The organism is Aliinostoc sp. HNIBRCY26 (genome assembly GCF_050235535.1).
Lineage (GTDB): Bacteria > Cyanobacteriota > Cyanobacteriia > Cyanobacteriales > Nostocaceae > Trichormus.
The window spans coordinates 1,652,920-1,669,257 of the sequence record NZ_CP189852.1; the positions used below are offsets into that span (position 1 = coordinate 1,652,920).

At 38.9% G+C, this 16,338-nt stretch carries 16 protein-coding genes; 7 read left to right on the top strand and 9 right to left on the bottom strand.

Features of this window, described 5'->3' with window-relative positions; genetic code table 11:
* Positions 1 to 16 precede the first annotated feature (16 nt).
* From ACQFX9_RS06895 to ACQFX9_RS06910, 4 genes are all read left to right on the top strand, one after another.
* The gene (locus tag ACQFX9_RS06895) at positions 17 to 889 is read left to right on the top strand and encodes a (2Fe-2S) ferredoxin domain-containing protein (RefSeq protein ID WP_427161309.1); all 873 of its coding nucleotides are present in this window, start codon (positions 17 to 19) and stop codon (positions 887 to 889) included.
* A 63-nt stretch (positions 890 to 952) separates the two neighbouring features.
* The gene (locus tag ACQFX9_RS06900; RefSeq protein WP_427161310.1) at positions 953 to 2,155 is read left to right on the top strand and encodes an ABC transporter substrate-binding protein; all 1,203 of its coding nucleotides are present in this window, start codon (positions 953 to 955) and stop codon (positions 2,153 to 2,155) included.
* Positions 2,155 to 3,240 carry an iron chelate uptake ABC transporter family permease subunit gene (locus tag ACQFX9_RS06905; protein ID WP_427161312.1) on the top strand — a complete coding sequence of 362 codons (1,086 nt, stop codon included), beginning with the start codon at positions 2,155 to 2,157 and terminating at the stop codon, positions 3,238 to 3,240. Before ACQFX9_RS06900 ends, ACQFX9_RS06905 begins: the two co-directional genes overlap by 1 nt.
* Entirely contained in the window at positions 3,237 to 4,259 is a 1,023-nt protein-coding gene (locus tag ACQFX9_RS06910; RefSeq protein WP_427161313.1) for an ABC transporter ATP-binding protein, read from the top strand. Before ACQFX9_RS06905 ends, ACQFX9_RS06910 begins: the two co-directional genes overlap by 4 nt.
* Positions 4,260 to 4,325: 66 nt before the next feature.
* Here the strand turns inward: ACQFX9_RS06910 and ACQFX9_RS06915 are convergent, their stop codons facing one another.
* The 4 genes from ACQFX9_RS06915 to ACQFX9_RS06930 all read right to left on the bottom strand — a co-directional run bounded on the left by ACQFX9_RS06915 (position 4,326) and on the right by ACQFX9_RS06930 (position 8,236).
* The gene (locus ACQFX9_RS06915; protein ID WP_427161315.1) at positions 4,326 to 4,685 is read right to left on the bottom strand and encodes a Spx/MgsR family RNA polymerase-binding regulatory protein; all 360 of its coding nucleotides are present in this window, start codon (positions 4,683 to 4,685) and stop codon (positions 4,326 to 4,328) included.
* 7 nt (positions 4,686 to 4,692) lie between these two features.
* Complete coding sequence (locus ACQFX9_RS06920; protein WP_427161317.1) at positions 4,693 to 6,132, bottom strand: DICT sensory domain-containing protein; 1,440 nt, start codon at positions 6,130 to 6,132, stop codon at positions 4,693 to 4,695.
* 299 nt (positions 6,133 to 6,431) lie between these two features.
* Positions 6,432 to 7,916 (bottom strand): UDP-N-acetylmuramoyl-L-alanyl-D-glutamate--2,6-diaminopimelate ligase, encoded by a 1,485-nt coding sequence (locus tag ACQFX9_RS06925; protein WP_427161319.1) that lies wholly within the window; start codon positions 7,914 to 7,916, stop codon positions 6,432 to 6,434.
* Between the two features lie 32 nt (positions 7,917 to 7,948).
* Positions 7,949 to 8,236 (bottom strand): glutaredoxin family protein, encoded by a 288-nt coding sequence (locus tag ACQFX9_RS06930; protein WP_427161320.1) that lies wholly within the window; start codon positions 8,234 to 8,236, stop codon positions 7,949 to 7,951.
* Positions 8,237 to 8,303: 67 nt separating this feature from the next.
* Between ACQFX9_RS06930 and ACQFX9_RS06935 the strand changes: the two genes are divergently transcribed.
* A complete protein-coding gene (locus tag ACQFX9_RS06935; RefSeq protein WP_427161322.1) occupies positions 8,304 to 8,861 on the top strand; it encodes a Uma2 family endonuclease in 558 nt (185 codons plus the stop codon).
* Positions 8,862 to 8,881: 20 nt separating this feature from the next.
* Here the strand turns inward: ACQFX9_RS06935 and ACQFX9_RS06940 are convergent, their stop codons facing one another.
* A complete protein-coding gene (locus tag ACQFX9_RS06940; protein WP_427161324.1) occupies positions 8,882 to 9,100 on the bottom strand; it encodes a zinc ribbon domain-containing protein in 219 nt (72 codons plus the stop codon).
* 26 nt (positions 9,101 to 9,126) lie between these two features.
* Complete coding sequence (locus tag ACQFX9_RS06945; protein WP_427161325.1) at positions 9,127 to 11,388, bottom strand: TIR domain-containing protein; 2,262 nt, start codon at positions 11,386 to 11,388, stop codon at positions 9,127 to 9,129.
* Between the two features lie 833 nt (positions 11,389 to 12,221).
* Here ACQFX9_RS06945 and ACQFX9_RS06950 point away from each other — a divergent pair.
* Positions 12,222 to 12,767 carry a hypothetical protein gene (locus tag ACQFX9_RS06950; RefSeq protein WP_427161326.1) on the top strand — a complete coding sequence of 182 codons (546 nt, stop codon included), beginning with the start codon at positions 12,222 to 12,224 and terminating at the stop codon, positions 12,765 to 12,767.
* 7 nt (positions 12,768 to 12,774) lie between these two features.
* On the opposite strand, the gene ACQFX9_RS06955 is transcribed toward ACQFX9_RS06950, so the two are convergent.
* The 3 genes from ACQFX9_RS06955 to ACQFX9_RS06965 form a co-directional block, all read right to left on the bottom strand.
* Positions 12,775 to 12,942, bottom strand: a complete 168-nt coding sequence (locus ACQFX9_RS06955; protein WP_427161327.1) for a hypothetical protein — start codon at positions 12,940 to 12,942, stop codon at positions 12,775 to 12,777.
* A gap of 217 nt (positions 12,943 to 13,159) precedes the next feature.
* Positions 13,160 to 14,437, bottom strand: a complete 1,278-nt coding sequence (locus tag ACQFX9_RS06960; protein ID WP_427161328.1) for an amino acid permease — start codon at positions 14,435 to 14,437, stop codon at positions 13,160 to 13,162.
* Between the two features lie 210 nt (positions 14,438 to 14,647).
* Complete coding sequence (locus ACQFX9_RS06965; protein ID WP_427162817.1) at positions 14,648 to 15,433, bottom strand: hypothetical protein; 786 nt, start codon at positions 15,431 to 15,433, stop codon at positions 14,648 to 14,650.
* A 384-nt stretch (positions 15,434 to 15,817) separates the two neighbouring features.
* Between ACQFX9_RS06965 and ACQFX9_RS06970 the strand changes: the two genes are divergently transcribed.
* On the top strand, positions 15,818 to 16,273 hold the full coding sequence (locus ACQFX9_RS06970; RefSeq protein WP_427161330.1) for a hypothetical protein: 456 nt from the start codon (positions 15,818 to 15,820) through the stop codon (positions 16,271 to 16,273).
* The last annotated feature ends 65 nt before the right edge of the window (positions 16,274 to 16,338 follow it).

A 16,338-nucleotide genomic window follows, 5' to 3' on the forward strand; every position in this document is an offset into this window, starting at 1 on the left:
GAGAGGAGAGTTAGAAATGAGTGAGTTTAATTGTTGGGTGACACCAGTTAATGAGGTAGTTAAGGAAGATTTAGCTACGGAGGGGTTTATTGAATATGAATATTTTGATTGTGGGAGTGATGTTTTAGCATCGTTAGTTTATACTTTGTTTGAACAGAATTGGCAGCAGGTGGGGATTGCTCATATTGTTCAAGGTAGTGTTTTGGAGTTGGAATTTAATGCACCACCAAAGCTTTGTATTCTCTATGATGGCTATTTGACGGTGGCTACTGAGGGTTGGCATTTACATTTATGTATTGATACTAATTTTGGTGGGCCTTTGTGTAAAACTCCTGTGGAAGTGAGGAAGCAACGTTTAGTTTCCCGTGCGGCTTTTTATCGGCGGTTTAATACAGAAGGAAATCCTAGAAGTTGGGGGATTCAGTTTTGGAATGGTGCGAATGAACAATTGATGACGATTTTATTACCTAATCCTTTGGTAGATGGGGAAAATTTATTACCGGAGGGTAAACCAAATCTAGATAAGTTAGCTCTTTATCAAGATTTGCGAGATATTTATGTATTAGGTAAAAAACCCATACCCTTTAACAAAAATCCTCTCAAACATTCCTATATTTCCGTTTGTACCTCTACACGCTGTCTACCTTCTCGCAAATGGCAACCTACATTTGATGCTTTAAAATCAGCAGTAGAAAATGCAGGTTTAGATATCGAAGTCAGAACATCCGGCTGTTTAGAAGTATGTCAACTCGGCCCAGTTATTTTTTATTCTAATGATAGAACTTGGTACACTCGCGTTAACCCTAAAGTTGCCGAAAATATAGTCGACGAACACCTCATTCAAGGTAAAAAAATCACCGAAAACCTCTACCCACCACAAACCCCCTAACTCTCTCTCTGCGCCACCCTTCGGGAACGCTTTCAGCGAACTGCGTCTCTGCGTGAGATAAAAATGATAAAACTCCCCTACCAAAAACTAATCATTTTCCTCTGTCAATTATTCCTTATAGCCACCCTCATCATCGCCTGTAATCACACCAAAATTCACACATCAACTAACACTTGCACCCCCAACTATAACCCCAATCAAGATTACTTTCCCAATAAAATTAAAATCACCCACGCCAGAGGTTTGGCGGTAGAATATCACAAACATTACAAAGTAGTCACCATCAAAAACCCTTGGCAAAATGCCAAAACTCAATTTCAATATGTTTTAGTTCAATGCGGAACTCCCACACCCCAAGGATTTAAGAAAGCGCAAGTAATTACAGTTCCTATCAACTCCATAGTTTCTCTCTCAACTACACATTTACCCCACTTAGCAAAATTAGGTGTAGTTGATAAATTAATTGGAGTGAGTAATATTAATCAAGTCAATACACCTGAAGTTGTTGAGAAAGTTAAAGCCGGAAATATGACCCAAGTCGGCAGTAATTCCAATGTAGATATTGAAAAATTATTAGCATTAAATCCAGACTTAGTAACAACATTCGGTACAGGTAATTCCCAAACTGATAGTTATAGCAAACTCACAGAAGCGGGTTTGAAGGTGGGGATAAATGCTGAGTATATGGAAGATACACCACTGGGGAGAAGTGAATGGTTAAAATTTACGGCTTTGTTTTTTAATCAAGAAGCCAAAGCCGAAAAGATATTTAATGAAATTGCGACTAGATATACACAAATAGCCGCAAAAGCTCAATCTGTGAAAAACCGTCCGAGTGTATTTGTTGGTTTTAACTTTAAAGGTACTTGTTTTATGCCGGCTGGTAATAGTTATGTTGCTAAATATCTGGCTGATGCGGGAGGAAATTATCTTTGGAGTGATGATAAATCTAATGGTAGTTTACCACTTTCTTTTGAAGTGGTTTTAGAACGTGCTGCTAATGCTGATTATTGGTTGAATTTTAGCCAAGCTTGGCGAAGTGTCAAGGATTTAATCGCAGAAGATAACCGTTATGGTGATTTTCAAGCTGTGAAAACGGGCAATCTTTATAATAACAATGGACGTTTAAATGCGAATGGTGGTAATGATTACTGGGAAGGGGGAATTAGTAACCCGGATATTGTGCTTGCAGATTTAATTAAAATCCTGCATCCCGAAATATTACCGAATCATCAATTGTTTTATTATCGGAAATTTAGCAAATAATGTTACTTAAATATCTGCCGTCTAATTTATTAATATTTTTTAAATCTACTTCTATCAAAACTTTAGTATTTTTCTTGTTAATTATCGCTCTGGTTGTTGCATTTTTACTAGATTTGGCTTTGGGATCTGTGTCTATTCCGATTCAGGAAGTTATCAATATTTTACTGGGACAAGAACCAGAAAAAGCAACTTGGGCAAATATTATTCTGAAATTTAGACTTCCGAAAGCTGTGACTGCAACTTTAGCGGGTGCGGCTTTGGGTGTGAGTGGGTTGCAAATGCAAACTCTGTTTAAAAATCCCTTGGCGGGGCCTTTTGTGTTAGGAATTAGTTCTGGTGCAAGTTTAGGTGTAGCTTTGGTGGTGTTAACTGCAAGTGTGGCGACACCAACTTTATTAAATGATTTGGGAATTATTACTGATTTTGGGTTGGTGATAGCTGCTAGTCTTGGTGCGGCTGCGGTTTTGGGTTTAATGTTAGTGGTGGCGCGTCGGGTACAAGAGACGATGACGCTGCTAATTTTGGGTTTATTGTTTGGTTATGCTACCAGTGCAATTGTGAGTATTTTATTGCAATTTAGCTCTAAAGAACGGATTCAAAGTTATATTATGTGGACTTTTGGTAGCTTCGCCGGAGTAACTTGGAAACAGTTAATTGTGTTAATTTCGGTGATAGTTTTAAGTTTATTGGTGGCGGTGTTGCAATCGAAATCTTTAAATGCGCTGTTGTTGGGGGAAGCTTACGCGCGGAGTTTGGGTTTGACGGTGGAGAAAGCTAGGTTTTCTATTATTAGTAGTGCTTCTATTTTAGCTGGTGGAATTACGGCTTTTTGCGGGCCGATCGCATTTTTGGGTGTGGCTATTCCGCATTTGTGTCGCAGTTTATTTATGAGTTCCGATCATCGGATTTTAATCCCTGGGGTGATGATTATGGGGGGAATATTGGCTTTGGTGGCTGATTTATTTTCCCAAATGGCGGTGAGTCAGATGGTTTTACCTTTAAATGCAATTACGGCTTTGATTGGAACTCCTGTTGTCACTTGGGTAATTCTGCGGCGTAATTCCCAAAAATCTTTCCCGTCATGAGTAATCCAATTTTAACAACTCAAAATTTGACTATCGGTTATCAAACATCCCGCAAAAATGTGCGGTGTGTGGCGAGGGATATTTCCGTATGTCTGGAAGCTGGGGAATTGGTGTGTTTATTGGGGCCGAATGGTGCGGGTAAGTCTACTTTACTGCGATCGCTCGCCGGAATGCAACCACCTATTGCGGGTGAGGTGCGGCTTTTGGGTGATGATATCTATCAGTTAGCACCCCAGGATTTAGCCAAGCGGTTGAGTTTGGTGCTGACGGAAAGGGTGGATGTGGGAATGTTATCAGCCTATACTCTGGTGAGTTTGGGACGACATCCTTACACCGACTGGTGGGGAAAATTAACGCCTGAAGATGAAGCGATTATACATTGGGCGATCAAATCTGTGGGTGCGTTACATTTAGCTGCGCGTCAAGTTAGCGAACTAAGTGATGGTGAACGTCAAAAAATTATGATTGCGCGTGCTTTGGCGCAGTCGCCGATGGTGATGTTATTGGATGAACCAACAGCATTTTTAGATTTACCACGACGGGTGGAAATTATGCAATTGTTGCGTCAGTTAGCACGAGAAAATCAGCAAGCAATTTTACTCTCTACCCATGATTTAGATTTAGCTTTGCGGCTGGCTGATCAAATTTGGTTATTAACATCTGAGGGAATTTTACAGGTTGGCGCACCAGAAGATTTGGTGTTAAGTGGTGCTTTTGCTAATACTTTCCGTAGTGAAGGTGTGGAGTTTGATATGTTTTCTGGGGAGTTTCATTTACATACCCCAGTCAAGGGAAAAGTTCATGTTATCGGTGATGGTGTCGCCAGTATTTGGACTATTCGCGCTTTACAAAGAGTGGGGTTTATAGTTGACAACAGCATAAATTCTGCAAAGATGCCATTAACTGTGGAAATTAAAGCAGATGATCAAGGAGTTATATGGCAAGTTATTAAAAATGGTGAAACTGTGTATACTTGTGATTCATTGTACACAGTCATCAAATTTTTAGAGCATTTATAGCAATTCAACTACTTTGTGTATGATTATTCATCAAGTCGGATTGTGAATATGATGAACAGTGATAAATTATGTATTAGATAATAATTTTTCCTTGGCTACTAACTCATCTTTGAAACCTACCAACACAGCATTACCATCCTTTACAAAAAGCGGACGCTTGAGTAACATTGCATCTTGAGTAAATGCTGCAATCCATTGTTCATCAGTCCAGGTTTTCTTCTCTTCACCCAAAGCACGGTAAGATTGACCAGAGGTATTACGCATAGGTGCTGCACCCAAAGATTTTACCCAATTTGTAATCTGATCAGCAGTTGGTGGATGTTCTTTGGTATTAATAAACTCGTATGCAATATTGTGGTTTTGTAGCCAAGTCAGAGCTTTTTTACAAGTACCACAGTTAGGAATTCCGTAAACTTGCAGTGACATAATACTTTTAAATATTGAGCTTCCCTGAACTCATCATTTTACTATTTTCTGGTAACAACTGGACTGTAAATACAGAACCCTCATCAACTTTACTTTTCACATTAATTGAACCCCCACAATTCCATAACAATCGCTGCACAATTGTTAGTCCTAAACCTGCACCGTTGATTTCGTCGTTGACTCCTGAACGTACACGATAAAAGCAGTCAAAGATTTTGGGGATTTCACTTTCAGCAATTCCCACACCTGTATCACGGACTTCTAACTGCACATATTCACCTTGAACTCTGGCTTTCACCCAAACTTGACCACCATTATTAGTGAAATTAATACTGTTGTTGAGTAAATGAATGACTATTTGCTTGAGTCCACCACTGACACACCAAACAGAGGGTAAATCGGTGGGTACGGTGTAGGCCAGCATGATACCTTTTTCTTGGGCTACGGGTTGATAGGTGCTGACTACTCCAGGGACAATATCTGCAAGTTTGACTAACTCTAAGGTGGTATTTTCTAATGTATGTTCTAGTTCTACAAGATCCAGTAGACTGGTGATTAAAATACTCTGGCGATCGCACTGATTATTGAGCATCTGTAAATAACGCTGTCGTTGGTTGGGTTTAATATTTGGTGAATTCAACAACGACAAGGCTGTTTTGATTTGAGTTAACGGTGTCCGCAACTCTTGACAAACATTACTCAAATATTCGTCTTTTAGTCGCTCTTTCTTATGTAATGTCTGATTTTTTTCCTTTAATTTAGCAATACGTTCCGTTCTAATCTGCCGATTAATTTCATCTTGTCGCTGAATTTGCTTGGCTAGCAGCTTACTAACTAATGTTAGTTCTAATACAGATGGCACAACAAAATCGGTGTAGGGAATTGTCTCAATCTCTGATGAAATCTCTTGTTTTAATCCATCTAGCACCTGTTGAATTACTTTTGTATCAACACTAACTATAGTTGATAAAGGTTGACTTTTAGTTGTATTGGCGTGACTAATAATGTTACTTGTATCTCTTTTTGTCGGCTGATATGCTGCAATTAAACTAGCAAAATTTTCAGATATAACTATAATAAAATATTCGCAACTAATATGACTATTTGGTATTGCTGATAGATTGATTGGGCGACAAAACAAAGAAGATGAAGAATTTAAATCTGCTTCATCCTCTGATTCGGTTTTCTTCTCCTTAATTTGACAATCGTAAATGGAATTAGCCGTTTTCACTGATGACTGATATCTAATTAATTCGGCATACCAAATTTTTCCAGGAGGAAGTTTAAACCATATGGTTGCATTAATCTGCCCTTCAATCAGTAAATCAATTGTTGCTCTCACCAGTGATAGCAGCGTCGCAGGATTAAGAGCAAATGCCTGGGAAGGGAATTCTACTCCTAAAGCTAGTTGATAAACTGAAAAATCCTTGTGCAGAGAGTCATTCATGGGCTAAACACGACAAATAAAAAGTCAAAGGGATAGAGGAATTCATCATCTCATTGATTTTCACTTATTTATATACTTTTTGACACCTAAAATACTTAAAAAGTATTAATTGGGGATTGGGGATTGGGGATTGGGGACTGGGGATTGGGGATTGGGGACTGGGGATTGGGGATTGGGGATTGGGGACTGGGGATTGGGTGACAAGGTAGACAAGGTAGATTTTTATTGCCATGTCCTATGCCCAATTCCCTAAGCCCAATTCCCTATGCCCTATGCCCCATGCCCAATTCCCTAATTTACTAATCTCTAGCTAGCAAAGCCTCGCGGGCGTGTTCTCGGTCATCAAAGTGGATTTTTTCTGTGCCGAGGATTTGGTAATCTTCGTGACCTTTACCTGCAAGTAATACGCCGTCTCCTGGTTGGGCTTGGAGGATGGCGGTACGGATGGCGGTGGCCCGATCGCAAATTACTATCGGCTGTACAGTGTCGGGTATGCCTGCCAAAATATCTTCTAAAATCTTTTCGGGGTCTTCTGTGCGGGGATTATCAGAGGTGACTACCGCCACATCTGCTAACTCGGCGGCGATTTTGCCCATTTTCGGGCGTTTGGTGCGATCGCGATCGCCTCCACAGCCAAATACACAAATCATTTTCCCTGGAATAAATGGTCTGGCGGCTTTGAGTAAGTTTTCTAAGCTATCGGGGGTGTGGGCATAATCGACAATGACGCTAATTTCTTGGTGAGGATTAATCTGCACCCTCTCCATCCGTCCGGGAACTCCAGGAAATTCGGGGATGGCGGCGGCGACTAGCTGCAAATCTAAGCCTAAATGTAAAACCGCACCTACAGCTGCTAAAAGATTTTCTAAATTATATTGACCGACTAAAGGAGATTGAAAACTAACTTCACCTACTGGTGTGTGGAGAGTGCCACTTACCCCATTGGGTTCATAGTTTAAATCACTCATCCACAAATCAGCACTAGCATCATTAACGCTGTAACTCCATACCTTTTCAGGGTTTAATGCGGCAATTAAGCGTTTACCGTAGGGGTCATCAGCATTAATGATTGCTCGTCCTTTGAGATATTCGGGGCTAAATAACAAAGCCTTAGCCCCGAAATAATCTTCCATATCGTGGTGATAGTCTAAATGGTCTTGGGTGAGGTTACTAAACACCCCCACCTCAAAGGGACAACCCATAACCCGCCCTTGGGCTAAAGCGTGGGAACTGACTTCCATCACCCCAAATTCACAGCCAGCTTTGACAGCTTGGGCTAGCTGCTGTTGTAGTTCCACCGCAAAGGGTGTGGTGTGGGCGGCAGTTTGCTCAAAACCAGCCCAACGGGTGTAGAGAGTCCCCATTAAAGCTGTCAGTAATTGGGCTTTGTTTAGCAAGAATTCAATCAGGTGGGTGGTAGTAGTTTTACCATTAGTACCCGTTACACCCACTAGTTTGAGTTTCTGTCCTGGGTATCCGTAAAACGCTGCCGCAATTTGGGCGCAAGCTTTGGTCATGTCGTTAGCACTAATGACAACAGCCTCATCTGTCGGAGGATTTTTTTGTGCAGCTTGGGGAGAAACTATCGCTGCTACTGCACCAGATGCGATCGCACTTGGCCAAAACTCCCCACCATCTACCCTGGTTCCAGGCATCCCAATAAACAAATCCCCTGCACCGCAAGCATGGGAGTTGGTCTTTAATCCTTGGACTTCAGCATCCACAAAAGCAGGAGGTAGTTTTTCCACACCGTCAACTGTCGCTAGTAATTCCCGCAATTTCATTTTGTGAACCTCGGCACTCACTATTCTTGCGCTTATTCTGCATTATTTTTTTCCGTCTTGGCTAAATACTTACACAACATTTGCTCTAATTGCTGCACGCTAGCACGGGGAGAAGGACGGGGTAAAGCTTGTGCTTTCTCTTCGTCAGACTGGATTAAATGCAAAACGGGAATCTCATACTGATAGACATTAAACCAATCTTCACGGGTAGTAATGTCACGAATCTCTAACTCAAATGTCAAGTTTTGGATCTGTTCTAGCTTTTCTTGCAAGCCTTCACACAAATGACAACCGGGTTTACTGTACAAAATTAATCGCATTGACTTTAACTAATCGCGCCTGTGGCATCTTTTATGATATATGGAGTTATGGATTGAGAGTAGATGTATGACTCAACTTAAAGCTCAACTCACACTCGCCGAATTCCTCGCCTTACCAGAAGGCGATATCACCTACGAATTAGTTAATGGCGAATTAAAACCTAAAATGGCACCAAAAAGATTTCATTCCAGAGTAACAGGCACAATATATGCACTTTTAACACCTTGGGCGCAAAACCGGGGGGAGGTTGGTATTGAGTGGGCAATTACTCTAAAACGTCAGGGACGAGACTGGGTTCCTGTACCAGACTTATTATTTGTTTCCTTCTCACGCCTTGCGAATGATGTCGTTGAAGATGAACCATGTCCCATACCCCCAGACTTAGTAATTGAAATTATCTCTCCTGGCCAAAGTTTCGGTGAGATGGCAGCTAAAGCCACAGATTATCTAGATGCGGGTGTGATGAGAGTTTGGGTGATAGATACCAAAGCTAAAACTGTAACTGTTTTTTATCCTGATGCCAAACCCCAAACTAAAAGCGGCGAAGCTAGTTTAGCTGATGAATTACTGGCAGATTTACAACTCACACCACAGCAAATCTTTCAATTAGCAGGAATTCCTTAGTATTTTCGTGTGACTTGCAACTAAAGCATATTATGACCACAGTAACCACATATTTTTGTTTCTCTTTCTATGGCTTTACCACAATTGGGGCATTTTCTTAAAGAAGAAAGAAAGGGAATAATGAACAAACCGACTACAACAAATCCACAGAGAAACCAAACTAACGCGCGTCTGTTTTTGCCCTGTGCAATCAGAGCGGTAATCACACCAGTAAAGAGAAGTACAATGATATATTCCATATAATTAATCTACTTAAACTCAAGACTTAAAGACCTATTTTCAGGCTCCATACTCTAACAGATTTATCTTGACCACCACTCACCAAAGTATAGCCATCCAAGCTGCTGCGAACGGATAAGATTCGTCCAATATGTCCCTCTAAGCTGTTTTCTAATTGCCCCGTTACTAAACTCCATACTTTGAGTGTTTTATCATCACCACCACTAATTAATCTATTGCCATCAGCCGTAATTGCAACAGATGCAACATTACCGATATGTTCTGTCAGATTTGCTTTTAATTCTCCAGTAACTACATCCCAGATTTTGATATGTCCTTCTTCACCTGCACTAGCGATAGTTTTCCCATCAGGACTAATAGCAACAGAACGCACAAAACCTGTGTGTGCTTCCAAGGTTCTAAGCAATTGACGAGTGGCTAAGTTCCAGATTTTTACTGTTCTATCATTACTGCCGCTAGCTAGTAACTGATTATCATTACTAATCGCAATGGCACGAACAAAACCTGTGTGACCTTTCAAGGTATGAAATAAATTGCCATTAGACATATACCAAAGTTTGATAGTTTGATCTGCACTACCACTAGCAATAATCTTGCCATCTTTGCTAATCACGACTGTAGTCACCCAATCTGAATGTCCGGTGAAAGTACGAATTAGCTTACCTGTGCTTAAATGCCAAGTTTTAAAAGTCCTATCAGCACTACCACTCACTAATATTTGATTATCTGCACTTAAATCAATGGTGGTAACTATATCTGTATGTCCAGTTAAAGTTCTGAGCAATTCTCCAGATATTACCTCCCAAATATTAACTTTTTGCCCATCACTATTGATGACTATTGTCCCTACAGAATTAGTAGCTACAGCTTTAATATCACCTAAGTTTGCTGTTAGAGCAATTTGAGGTTGCCAATTTAGAGGTTTGTCGATAGGCAAATTTATTTGGTAATTTTTATAGTTGGGTAAGGTAATCTGCTGCTTGATTATCTCTACATCTTTATCTGCAAGTCCTAAAGATTTTTGTGTTTTTTTCAAATTACTATTAGTCAATTCGCTTGGAGGATAATCAATCCTGAAAACAAGCGATAGTTCCTGCTGATAACGTTGTAGTTTTTCTTGATAAGATTTTTCTAAGGCTTCTTTGATTTGGGATATTCCTTTTTGGGCTATGTCGGTAACAATATTTTTATCTGAGGAAATACCCCATTGATCAGATACATTATTAGCAACTTTTATAACATTCTTGAGCAGATTTTTACTTTCAATATTGAGCTTATTTGCTAAGTTCAAATTATTTGCTTCTGTCTCTAATTCGCTAGTTTCCTCAACATGAGGTTTTACAGGATTTGATTCTTGTATTGGATGAGGATTTTGTGGGTTATTAATTGTATTTTTAAGGGAATTATTGGATGCTTCTACAGGTTCTTGTAAGTTAACTTGTAATTTTGTTTGATAATATTTCGATTCTGCCTGGGAACGAATAGGTAATTCAATTCTTTTAGCATCTTCAGGTTTGATACCTAAATCTCTTTGTCTGAGTTCTAAATCCCTCTCAATTCTGCTATTGAGAGGGTATTCTGACTCAATTACCTTTTTAAAAGTTTCTTCGTATTTTCGCAGCTTCTGTTGATAAATTACATATGGCTCAAAAGCTCTTTGTTCAATATCTTTAGCGTGTTCATAGGTTAATCCTAGTTCTTCCCTTAGTTCATTGAGTGTATCTCTGGAAGGTAAGGAAATCGTTCCATCCACAGATAAAATTTCTTCAACCTTTGCTTTATAACGATTGATATTTCTGGCAATTTGCTGTTGCGCTAACTGTTGCTGACGTTGAATTATCAAGGTTTCCGCCACTCTACGAATACCCTGAGCGATGTTATCGAAAGCTTCATCCCGAATTGGCCAGCTAGTTACAGGTTGAGCATTTTTAGGGAGAAATTGCAGTTTACCAAATGGTGCGCCTGTCCAATCAACTTTTCTCAAAATAACCGGGATAACACAAGCTTGGCCTTCATTATGAAGTTTCATCGCTGTTTTTACTTCAACATCCCAGCAGTAGTCAGAAGCTATAAAATCTGCACTAATCAGCAACAAAATAATATCAGCCGCGAGTAATTTTTCATTAATTTGGCTATCCCATTCTGCTCCCGGTAAGACTTTTCTATCATGCCAGCTTGAGATTACACCCTGCTGCTTTAAAATGCTCAGGTGGTTTGCCAATTCGTCTCGTAGCTCTTCATCTTTGTGCGAGTAGGAGAAAAAAAGCTTAACTGAGTTTTCTGCCATACCACTTTAATAAATGCTATTTATAAAAACTAAGAAATAAAAGTAATTATTTATTTACGTAATTTAACGCTATTTTAAATAACCTAGAGTATTTTATACTATAAAGCTTTATTTTGCAATATATTGGAATATTGCAGGTAAATTAGTAGGAGTGTGGCAACTATTTAATTAAAATGGATATCCCGTAAATTTTGATTTGCGTTATTACCGATTATTTATCATTTGCGAAAGAAAAAACCTGATTTTTTCACCCAACCAAAAATATAGTTATCTAATTTGATTAATGCAGTTCTTATAGATGTGGTAAGTAGGGAACGGGGAACAAACAGGTAAAAGAGAGTCGTGAATAACTCACTACTGATTTTTTTTACAATCAAATACAAATCTTTCTCTAAGATTACTATAGCGATCGCTTAATTCATGATTTATGATATCTGTCTAAATTCAGTGGAGATTTCTTTTTTTCTGTTTTCTATTGCCCTATCACCAGGATAGAGCAGCCTTTCTATAGAACACTTCCATTCTGACTATAGAAAGTAGTTATTAACAAGATACTAAAAATTATTACTAAAACTTTAACTTAAAGTACGTACACTAGTTTTTGATGGACAATAGGAATATATACAATCTCCAATATAGAGCCTAAGCTTGGAGGTCACTATGACACACGATTTTCCTTTATTTGACCCCACCACTTACCTAGTCGTCAAAATTAGCTTATTAATTATCTTGTTGTTGGTATTTTTAGCCATTTCTGCGGCTCCAGTGGTGTAGTTACTAGCTGATTGCTCATCTCAGTTGCACAACTCTCCTCAATATTGGGAGATGTAATCATGCTGAGTTTAATTATCCCTGCACAAATCTTTGTGCTTTTCACAGCTTTGTTAATAAATGTCTTTAATTGGCATCAATCTCATCAAAAACAAGATACCAAAAACCAAATTAACATTGCCAATTTAGCAACCGGTAACTATCAATTCTGCTCTCAACCCGATCCACAAGACTGGCGAGTCGGTGCGGGAGTTTGCGCCAATTTTCACAAAACTACAAATCAATTTGAGGGATATTATGGCTATCCCCATTCAGACAACTTTATCTGTATCAGAGGTAATGTCAAAGGCAATCTCATTACAGGTGAAGCGTTCGCTATATTGTGGGGTGGTCATCAACAAAATCATCTACCCCAGTCTAGATTTATGTGGGATGCTGAAGGGCGATTGACACTCAGTCAAAGTTATTTGATGGGTACTGCTAATCATCATGAGGATGCTATGCAGAGGATTTTTTATCGTCAAGCTTTGCTAAATCTTGAGGGATTCTATCAATACAACCGCCCTCGTATGACACCGCCATTGCAACTGTGCAAATGGAATTCGTAACAAGCAATTAACTAGCGTGTTCCCAATCACTTAATAATTCGGGTGCTTGGGTGATTTTTTTAGGTTTGCGTAAGGGTACTTTAGGCGAACCAATATCCACACTTGGAAAAGATTGCTGTCGTTTCTTAGGAGATTTTTTGTCAGTTTTAGTTGTCAGAGTCTGTGTTGTCATCATAATTAAAAAAACCTTAATAGAAAACTGCGCCTACAGTTTATAACATCAATTTCCCAATGGCAAATTTCTGATGAAGGATATGACAAATTTCCGCGATCGCACGGGTATATAATTCACATATCCTGCATCCCTATAAAAGTAGGTTTTTTCTATTATTCTCGGCTTTTTAGCGATTATCCGGTCAATGCAAATATTTGCTCTTGTCGATATTTACACTCTAAAATCTAACCATTGATAGAATTTGTCTCGTCATAATTACTAATGCCACAATAATCATGATCATCAAAGTCACCCTTCCTCCTGGAACTAGCAATTGATGCACATGATCTTGGTTTTGACGTTGCTTCCAAGTCATCAACGCAGGGATGATTCCTCCCAAAATGGAAATACTGAAAGTACCAGAAATATCTAAGGCTGTAATAAAAATATGGGGACTAACTGCCCCTAAACTCATCGGTGGTAACAAAATTAGAGAATAAAGTGGTAAACGCTGATCAAGTCCCCTTTGACGAATTAACGCTACATCTTGAAAAAAATCCACTAACCCATAGACAAAGCCAATAAAAGACGTAACAATTGCAAACTCAGAAAATATAGATACCAGCACACCTAACCATTCACCAGCACCCCCAGCGCGGAGAATTTGCAAAGGGTCAAAATAATGATAGTTCTGCACCATTTCTGGACTAATACTACCTAAAATTACCGCATTCCATGCCAAAAACATCACTAAAGGAATGCCTGAACCAATAACAATTGATTGGCGAACCTTGCGACTATCGCCTTCTAATTGAGTTACTACTACCGGCACAATATTGTGATAAAAAAGTGCTACTAACATCACAGATACAGCACTTCCCACTGCACCCCAATCTTGAAAGAGAAACTGCACACTTTTAACTTGTCCCGTTCCTAAAAGTAAGAGTCCCAAGAAGGAAGCAATGACGATCGCAACAAACGCACTATTAAGTTTTGCAATAAATTTTTCTCTCCCCCAATACATAATTCCACCAAACAGTATGGTGAAAGTTGTTGTTCCTAGCCACCCAGGTAAATGATTGGGAACACCCCAAACTTTAGTCAATGCAGAGATTAAAATTTCCCCACCTTGCGCCATATAAGCTACTAACAAAGCATAGTGCATAAATAAATAAGCACCACCTGCGATTTTCGCCGCCAACTTCCCCAAAGTATTTTCCACCATTGCCAAAAAACCAACACTCAAGCGTCCTTCTAAACGCATTGAGTTTAAGTTTACTTCCGCAATCAATAACCCAGATACTAAGGTGTATAGCCAAACTAAAATTAGTAAAACTGTGGAAGGGAGAATACCGGAAGGTAGTGTCACCGCAGGTAAAGCCAAAATCCCTGCACCTACTGTTGTACCAGCAATTAAAGCGGTACTGCTTAAGACACTACCTGGTTGATGAGTCAATTGACTTCCATTTAGTTCTAATCGGGAAAATAAACGCGTGGCTGGGTTTATAGATGTCATCTTTAATAAATGTTTCCACTAAGGAAAACCCTAGTTGTTCAGGAAATTAGGGTTTGATGTTACAAGTTTGAGCAAAATATTAAGTTATATGAACATTGTAGCAATATTGATAATCTTGTGTAAACTCAAATACAAGTAATTACTTAGTGAAGGGAAAACAGCGATCGCTTTAAAAGGTTGTTTTAAAATCACTCAGCAACGCCGTAATTTTTAATCTTGTGGTGGTAATTTAATACTGCTTGTCCCATCTGGGTTGATCACTATCTGTCCACCTAATTTTTCAATAGCATCAATGGCTCTCTTACGCGTTTTTTCATCAACCGGATTAGTTAAGATCATGCCCCAAGTCGCAATTTGTGCATATGTGCTATTGGGATTGCGGCTAAGAAATTCGGCAGTTTTTTGAGATGTAAAAGCGACAAATTTACTTTCTTCATCTTCATATTGACTAGCCCAATTAGCTGCCATCAAAAAAGAGGATTGAGCCGCTTTAGCATCACCTAAAAATAGTAATTCATCAATCCCTTTATAACGCCAAATATAATAAGATTTATCAGGAACATGGGGAGATAAAGATTTTAAACTTTCTGCCATTAAGGCTATTGAACGTTCTGGCACACCAGCATAAAGAGATGCACTGGTAGAAAGAGCGATGTAAGCTTCTATAAATCTAGGGTCATGTTTTAAAATTATGTCAAAATATTCTGGACTTAAACTATATCCTGTGCGTTCGCGAATTTCATCGTCACCAAAATATTGTAAAAAATTTAGATATACCCAATTTGCCATTAAATTATCATAGCCAAAACTAGGTGTTTGCTTGAGTAAATCTAGTCTAATTTTTTCTTGTTGTAGTTCTTTTTCTAAAGTTGCTAAAGGGACATACTGCCGACTATTGAGTAATTTTTGCAGTCTAGGAAATTGCATGAAAGCAATGCCTAACATACACGAAACTACTACTAAAGGGGTGACGATACTTTGACGCGACATTAACATGGTTTTCTGATTTTCTGACGCATTTTGGCTCATTGTATATAGTATTATTCCCAATGCAATACCTGAGTGTTCACAGGATATGGAAAAACCTTCTCTACAGTTTGCTTCCTGTATGATACTTATTCGCTAAAAGTCAAGCAGTTGAAACTCTTCACCCTAACCTAACTAGGGAACCTAAGTTAAGGGTGAGTTTTAATGTTTACAAACCAGTAATTACTCTGCTTAAATAAGTTTTTATTATACGTGTGGCAGCGATAAACATAAAGGATACACTGCTATGGATGGTGAGTTTGATTACTTTTATTAAGTAACCCTAGTCAAATTTACCACAGCTATTAAAATTGTATCTTGTCTACATTGAAACCTTTTACTGTTAATTAACTCATGGAAATTACTGCCCCAGAAGAATCTATTAAAAATGGTCAACTGATCAAGGCGGAAAGCGGAAATTTTCAATCAATAATTCAGCAGATCAATGCTAATAACCTGGATAATAAGAGTATTATCGATGTCATGAAGGCGGCGATCGCAGAAGTTGTGCAGTTAGAAATTACTACTTGGGTTGAAGAACCCTCTACGCAGCCGGATGGAGAATTACAACCTCTACCGACAACCGCTAAACCCGGTAACAGAATTTATACCAAGATTAATTTAATTGATGGCGACATCGAAAATGAAGTTGGTAGTCAATTTCTCAGTAGTGGCCCTTATGCAGAACTCCTCAGCTTTCATTTAGACCAAGTGAAGGAGAGCCGAGAAATTATGCAAAAGAATATAGAAAGTGTCCATAAGGTCTATAAAATCCTCAAGGAAATGGCTAGTTCTCGCACAGGTTTCTAAGTAATTACGAAAATATTAAGTAGTTTAATTAGTTAATTATCTCGTTTTACACCTACAGTAATTTA

Excerpts from the sequence above, each read along its gene's own strand:
- ACQFX9_RS06895 (WP_427161309.1), top strand. The coding sequence starts at position 17 with ATGAGTGAGTTTAATTGTTGGGTGACACCAGTTAATGAGGTAGTTAAG.
- ACQFX9_RS06900 (WP_427161310.1), top strand. The coding sequence starts at position 953 with ATGATAAAACTCCCCTACCAAAAACTAATCATTTTCCTCTGTCAATTA.
- ACQFX9_RS06905 (WP_427161312.1), top strand. The coding sequence starts at position 2,155 with ATGTTACTTAAATATCTGCCGTCTAATTTATTAATATTTTTTAAATCT.
- ACQFX9_RS06910 (WP_427161313.1), top strand. The coding sequence starts at position 3,237 with ATGAGTAATCCAATTTTAACAACTCAAAATTTGACTATCGGTTATCAA.
- ACQFX9_RS06915 (WP_427161315.1), bottom strand. The coding sequence starts at position 4,685 with ATGTCACTGCAAGTTTACGGAATTCCTAACTGTGGTACTTGTAAAAAA.
- ACQFX9_RS06920 (WP_427161317.1), bottom strand. The coding sequence starts at position 6,132 with ATGAATGACTCTCTGCACAAGGATTTTTCAGTTTATCAACTAGCTTTA.
- ACQFX9_RS06925 (WP_427161319.1), bottom strand. The coding sequence starts at position 7,916 with ATGAAATTGCGGGAATTACTAGCGACAGTTGACGGTGTGGAAAAACTA.
- ACQFX9_RS06930 (WP_427161320.1), bottom strand. The coding sequence starts at position 8,236 with ATGCGATTAATTTTGTACAGTAAACCCGGTTGTCATTTGTGTGAAGGC.
- ACQFX9_RS06935 (WP_427161322.1), top strand. The coding sequence starts at position 8,304 with ATGACTCAACTTAAAGCTCAACTCACACTCGCCGAATTCCTCGCCTTA.
- ACQFX9_RS06940 (WP_427161324.1), bottom strand. The coding sequence starts at position 9,100 with ATGGAATATATCATTGTACTTCTCTTTACTGGTGTGATTACCGCTCTG.
- ACQFX9_RS06945 (WP_427161325.1), bottom strand. The coding sequence starts at position 11,388 with ATGGCAGAAAACTCAGTTAAGCTTTTTTTCTCCTACTCGCACAAAGAT.
- ACQFX9_RS06950 (WP_427161326.1), top strand. The coding sequence starts at position 12,222 with ATGCTGAGTTTAATTATCCCTGCACAAATCTTTGTGCTTTTCACAGCT.
- ACQFX9_RS06955 (WP_427161327.1), bottom strand. The coding sequence starts at position 12,942 with ATGATGACAACACAGACTCTGACAACTAAAACTGACAAAAAATCTCCT.
- ACQFX9_RS06960 (WP_427161328.1), bottom strand. The coding sequence starts at position 14,437 with ATGACATCTATAAACCCAGCCACGCGTTTATTTTCCCGATTAGAACTA.
- ACQFX9_RS06965 (WP_427162817.1), bottom strand. The coding sequence starts at position 15,433 with ATGTTAATGTCGCGTCAAAGTATCGTCACCCCTTTAGTAGTAGTTTCG.
- ACQFX9_RS06970 (WP_427161330.1), top strand. The coding sequence starts at position 15,818 with ATGGAAATTACTGCCCCAGAAGAATCTATTAAAAATGGTCAACTGATC.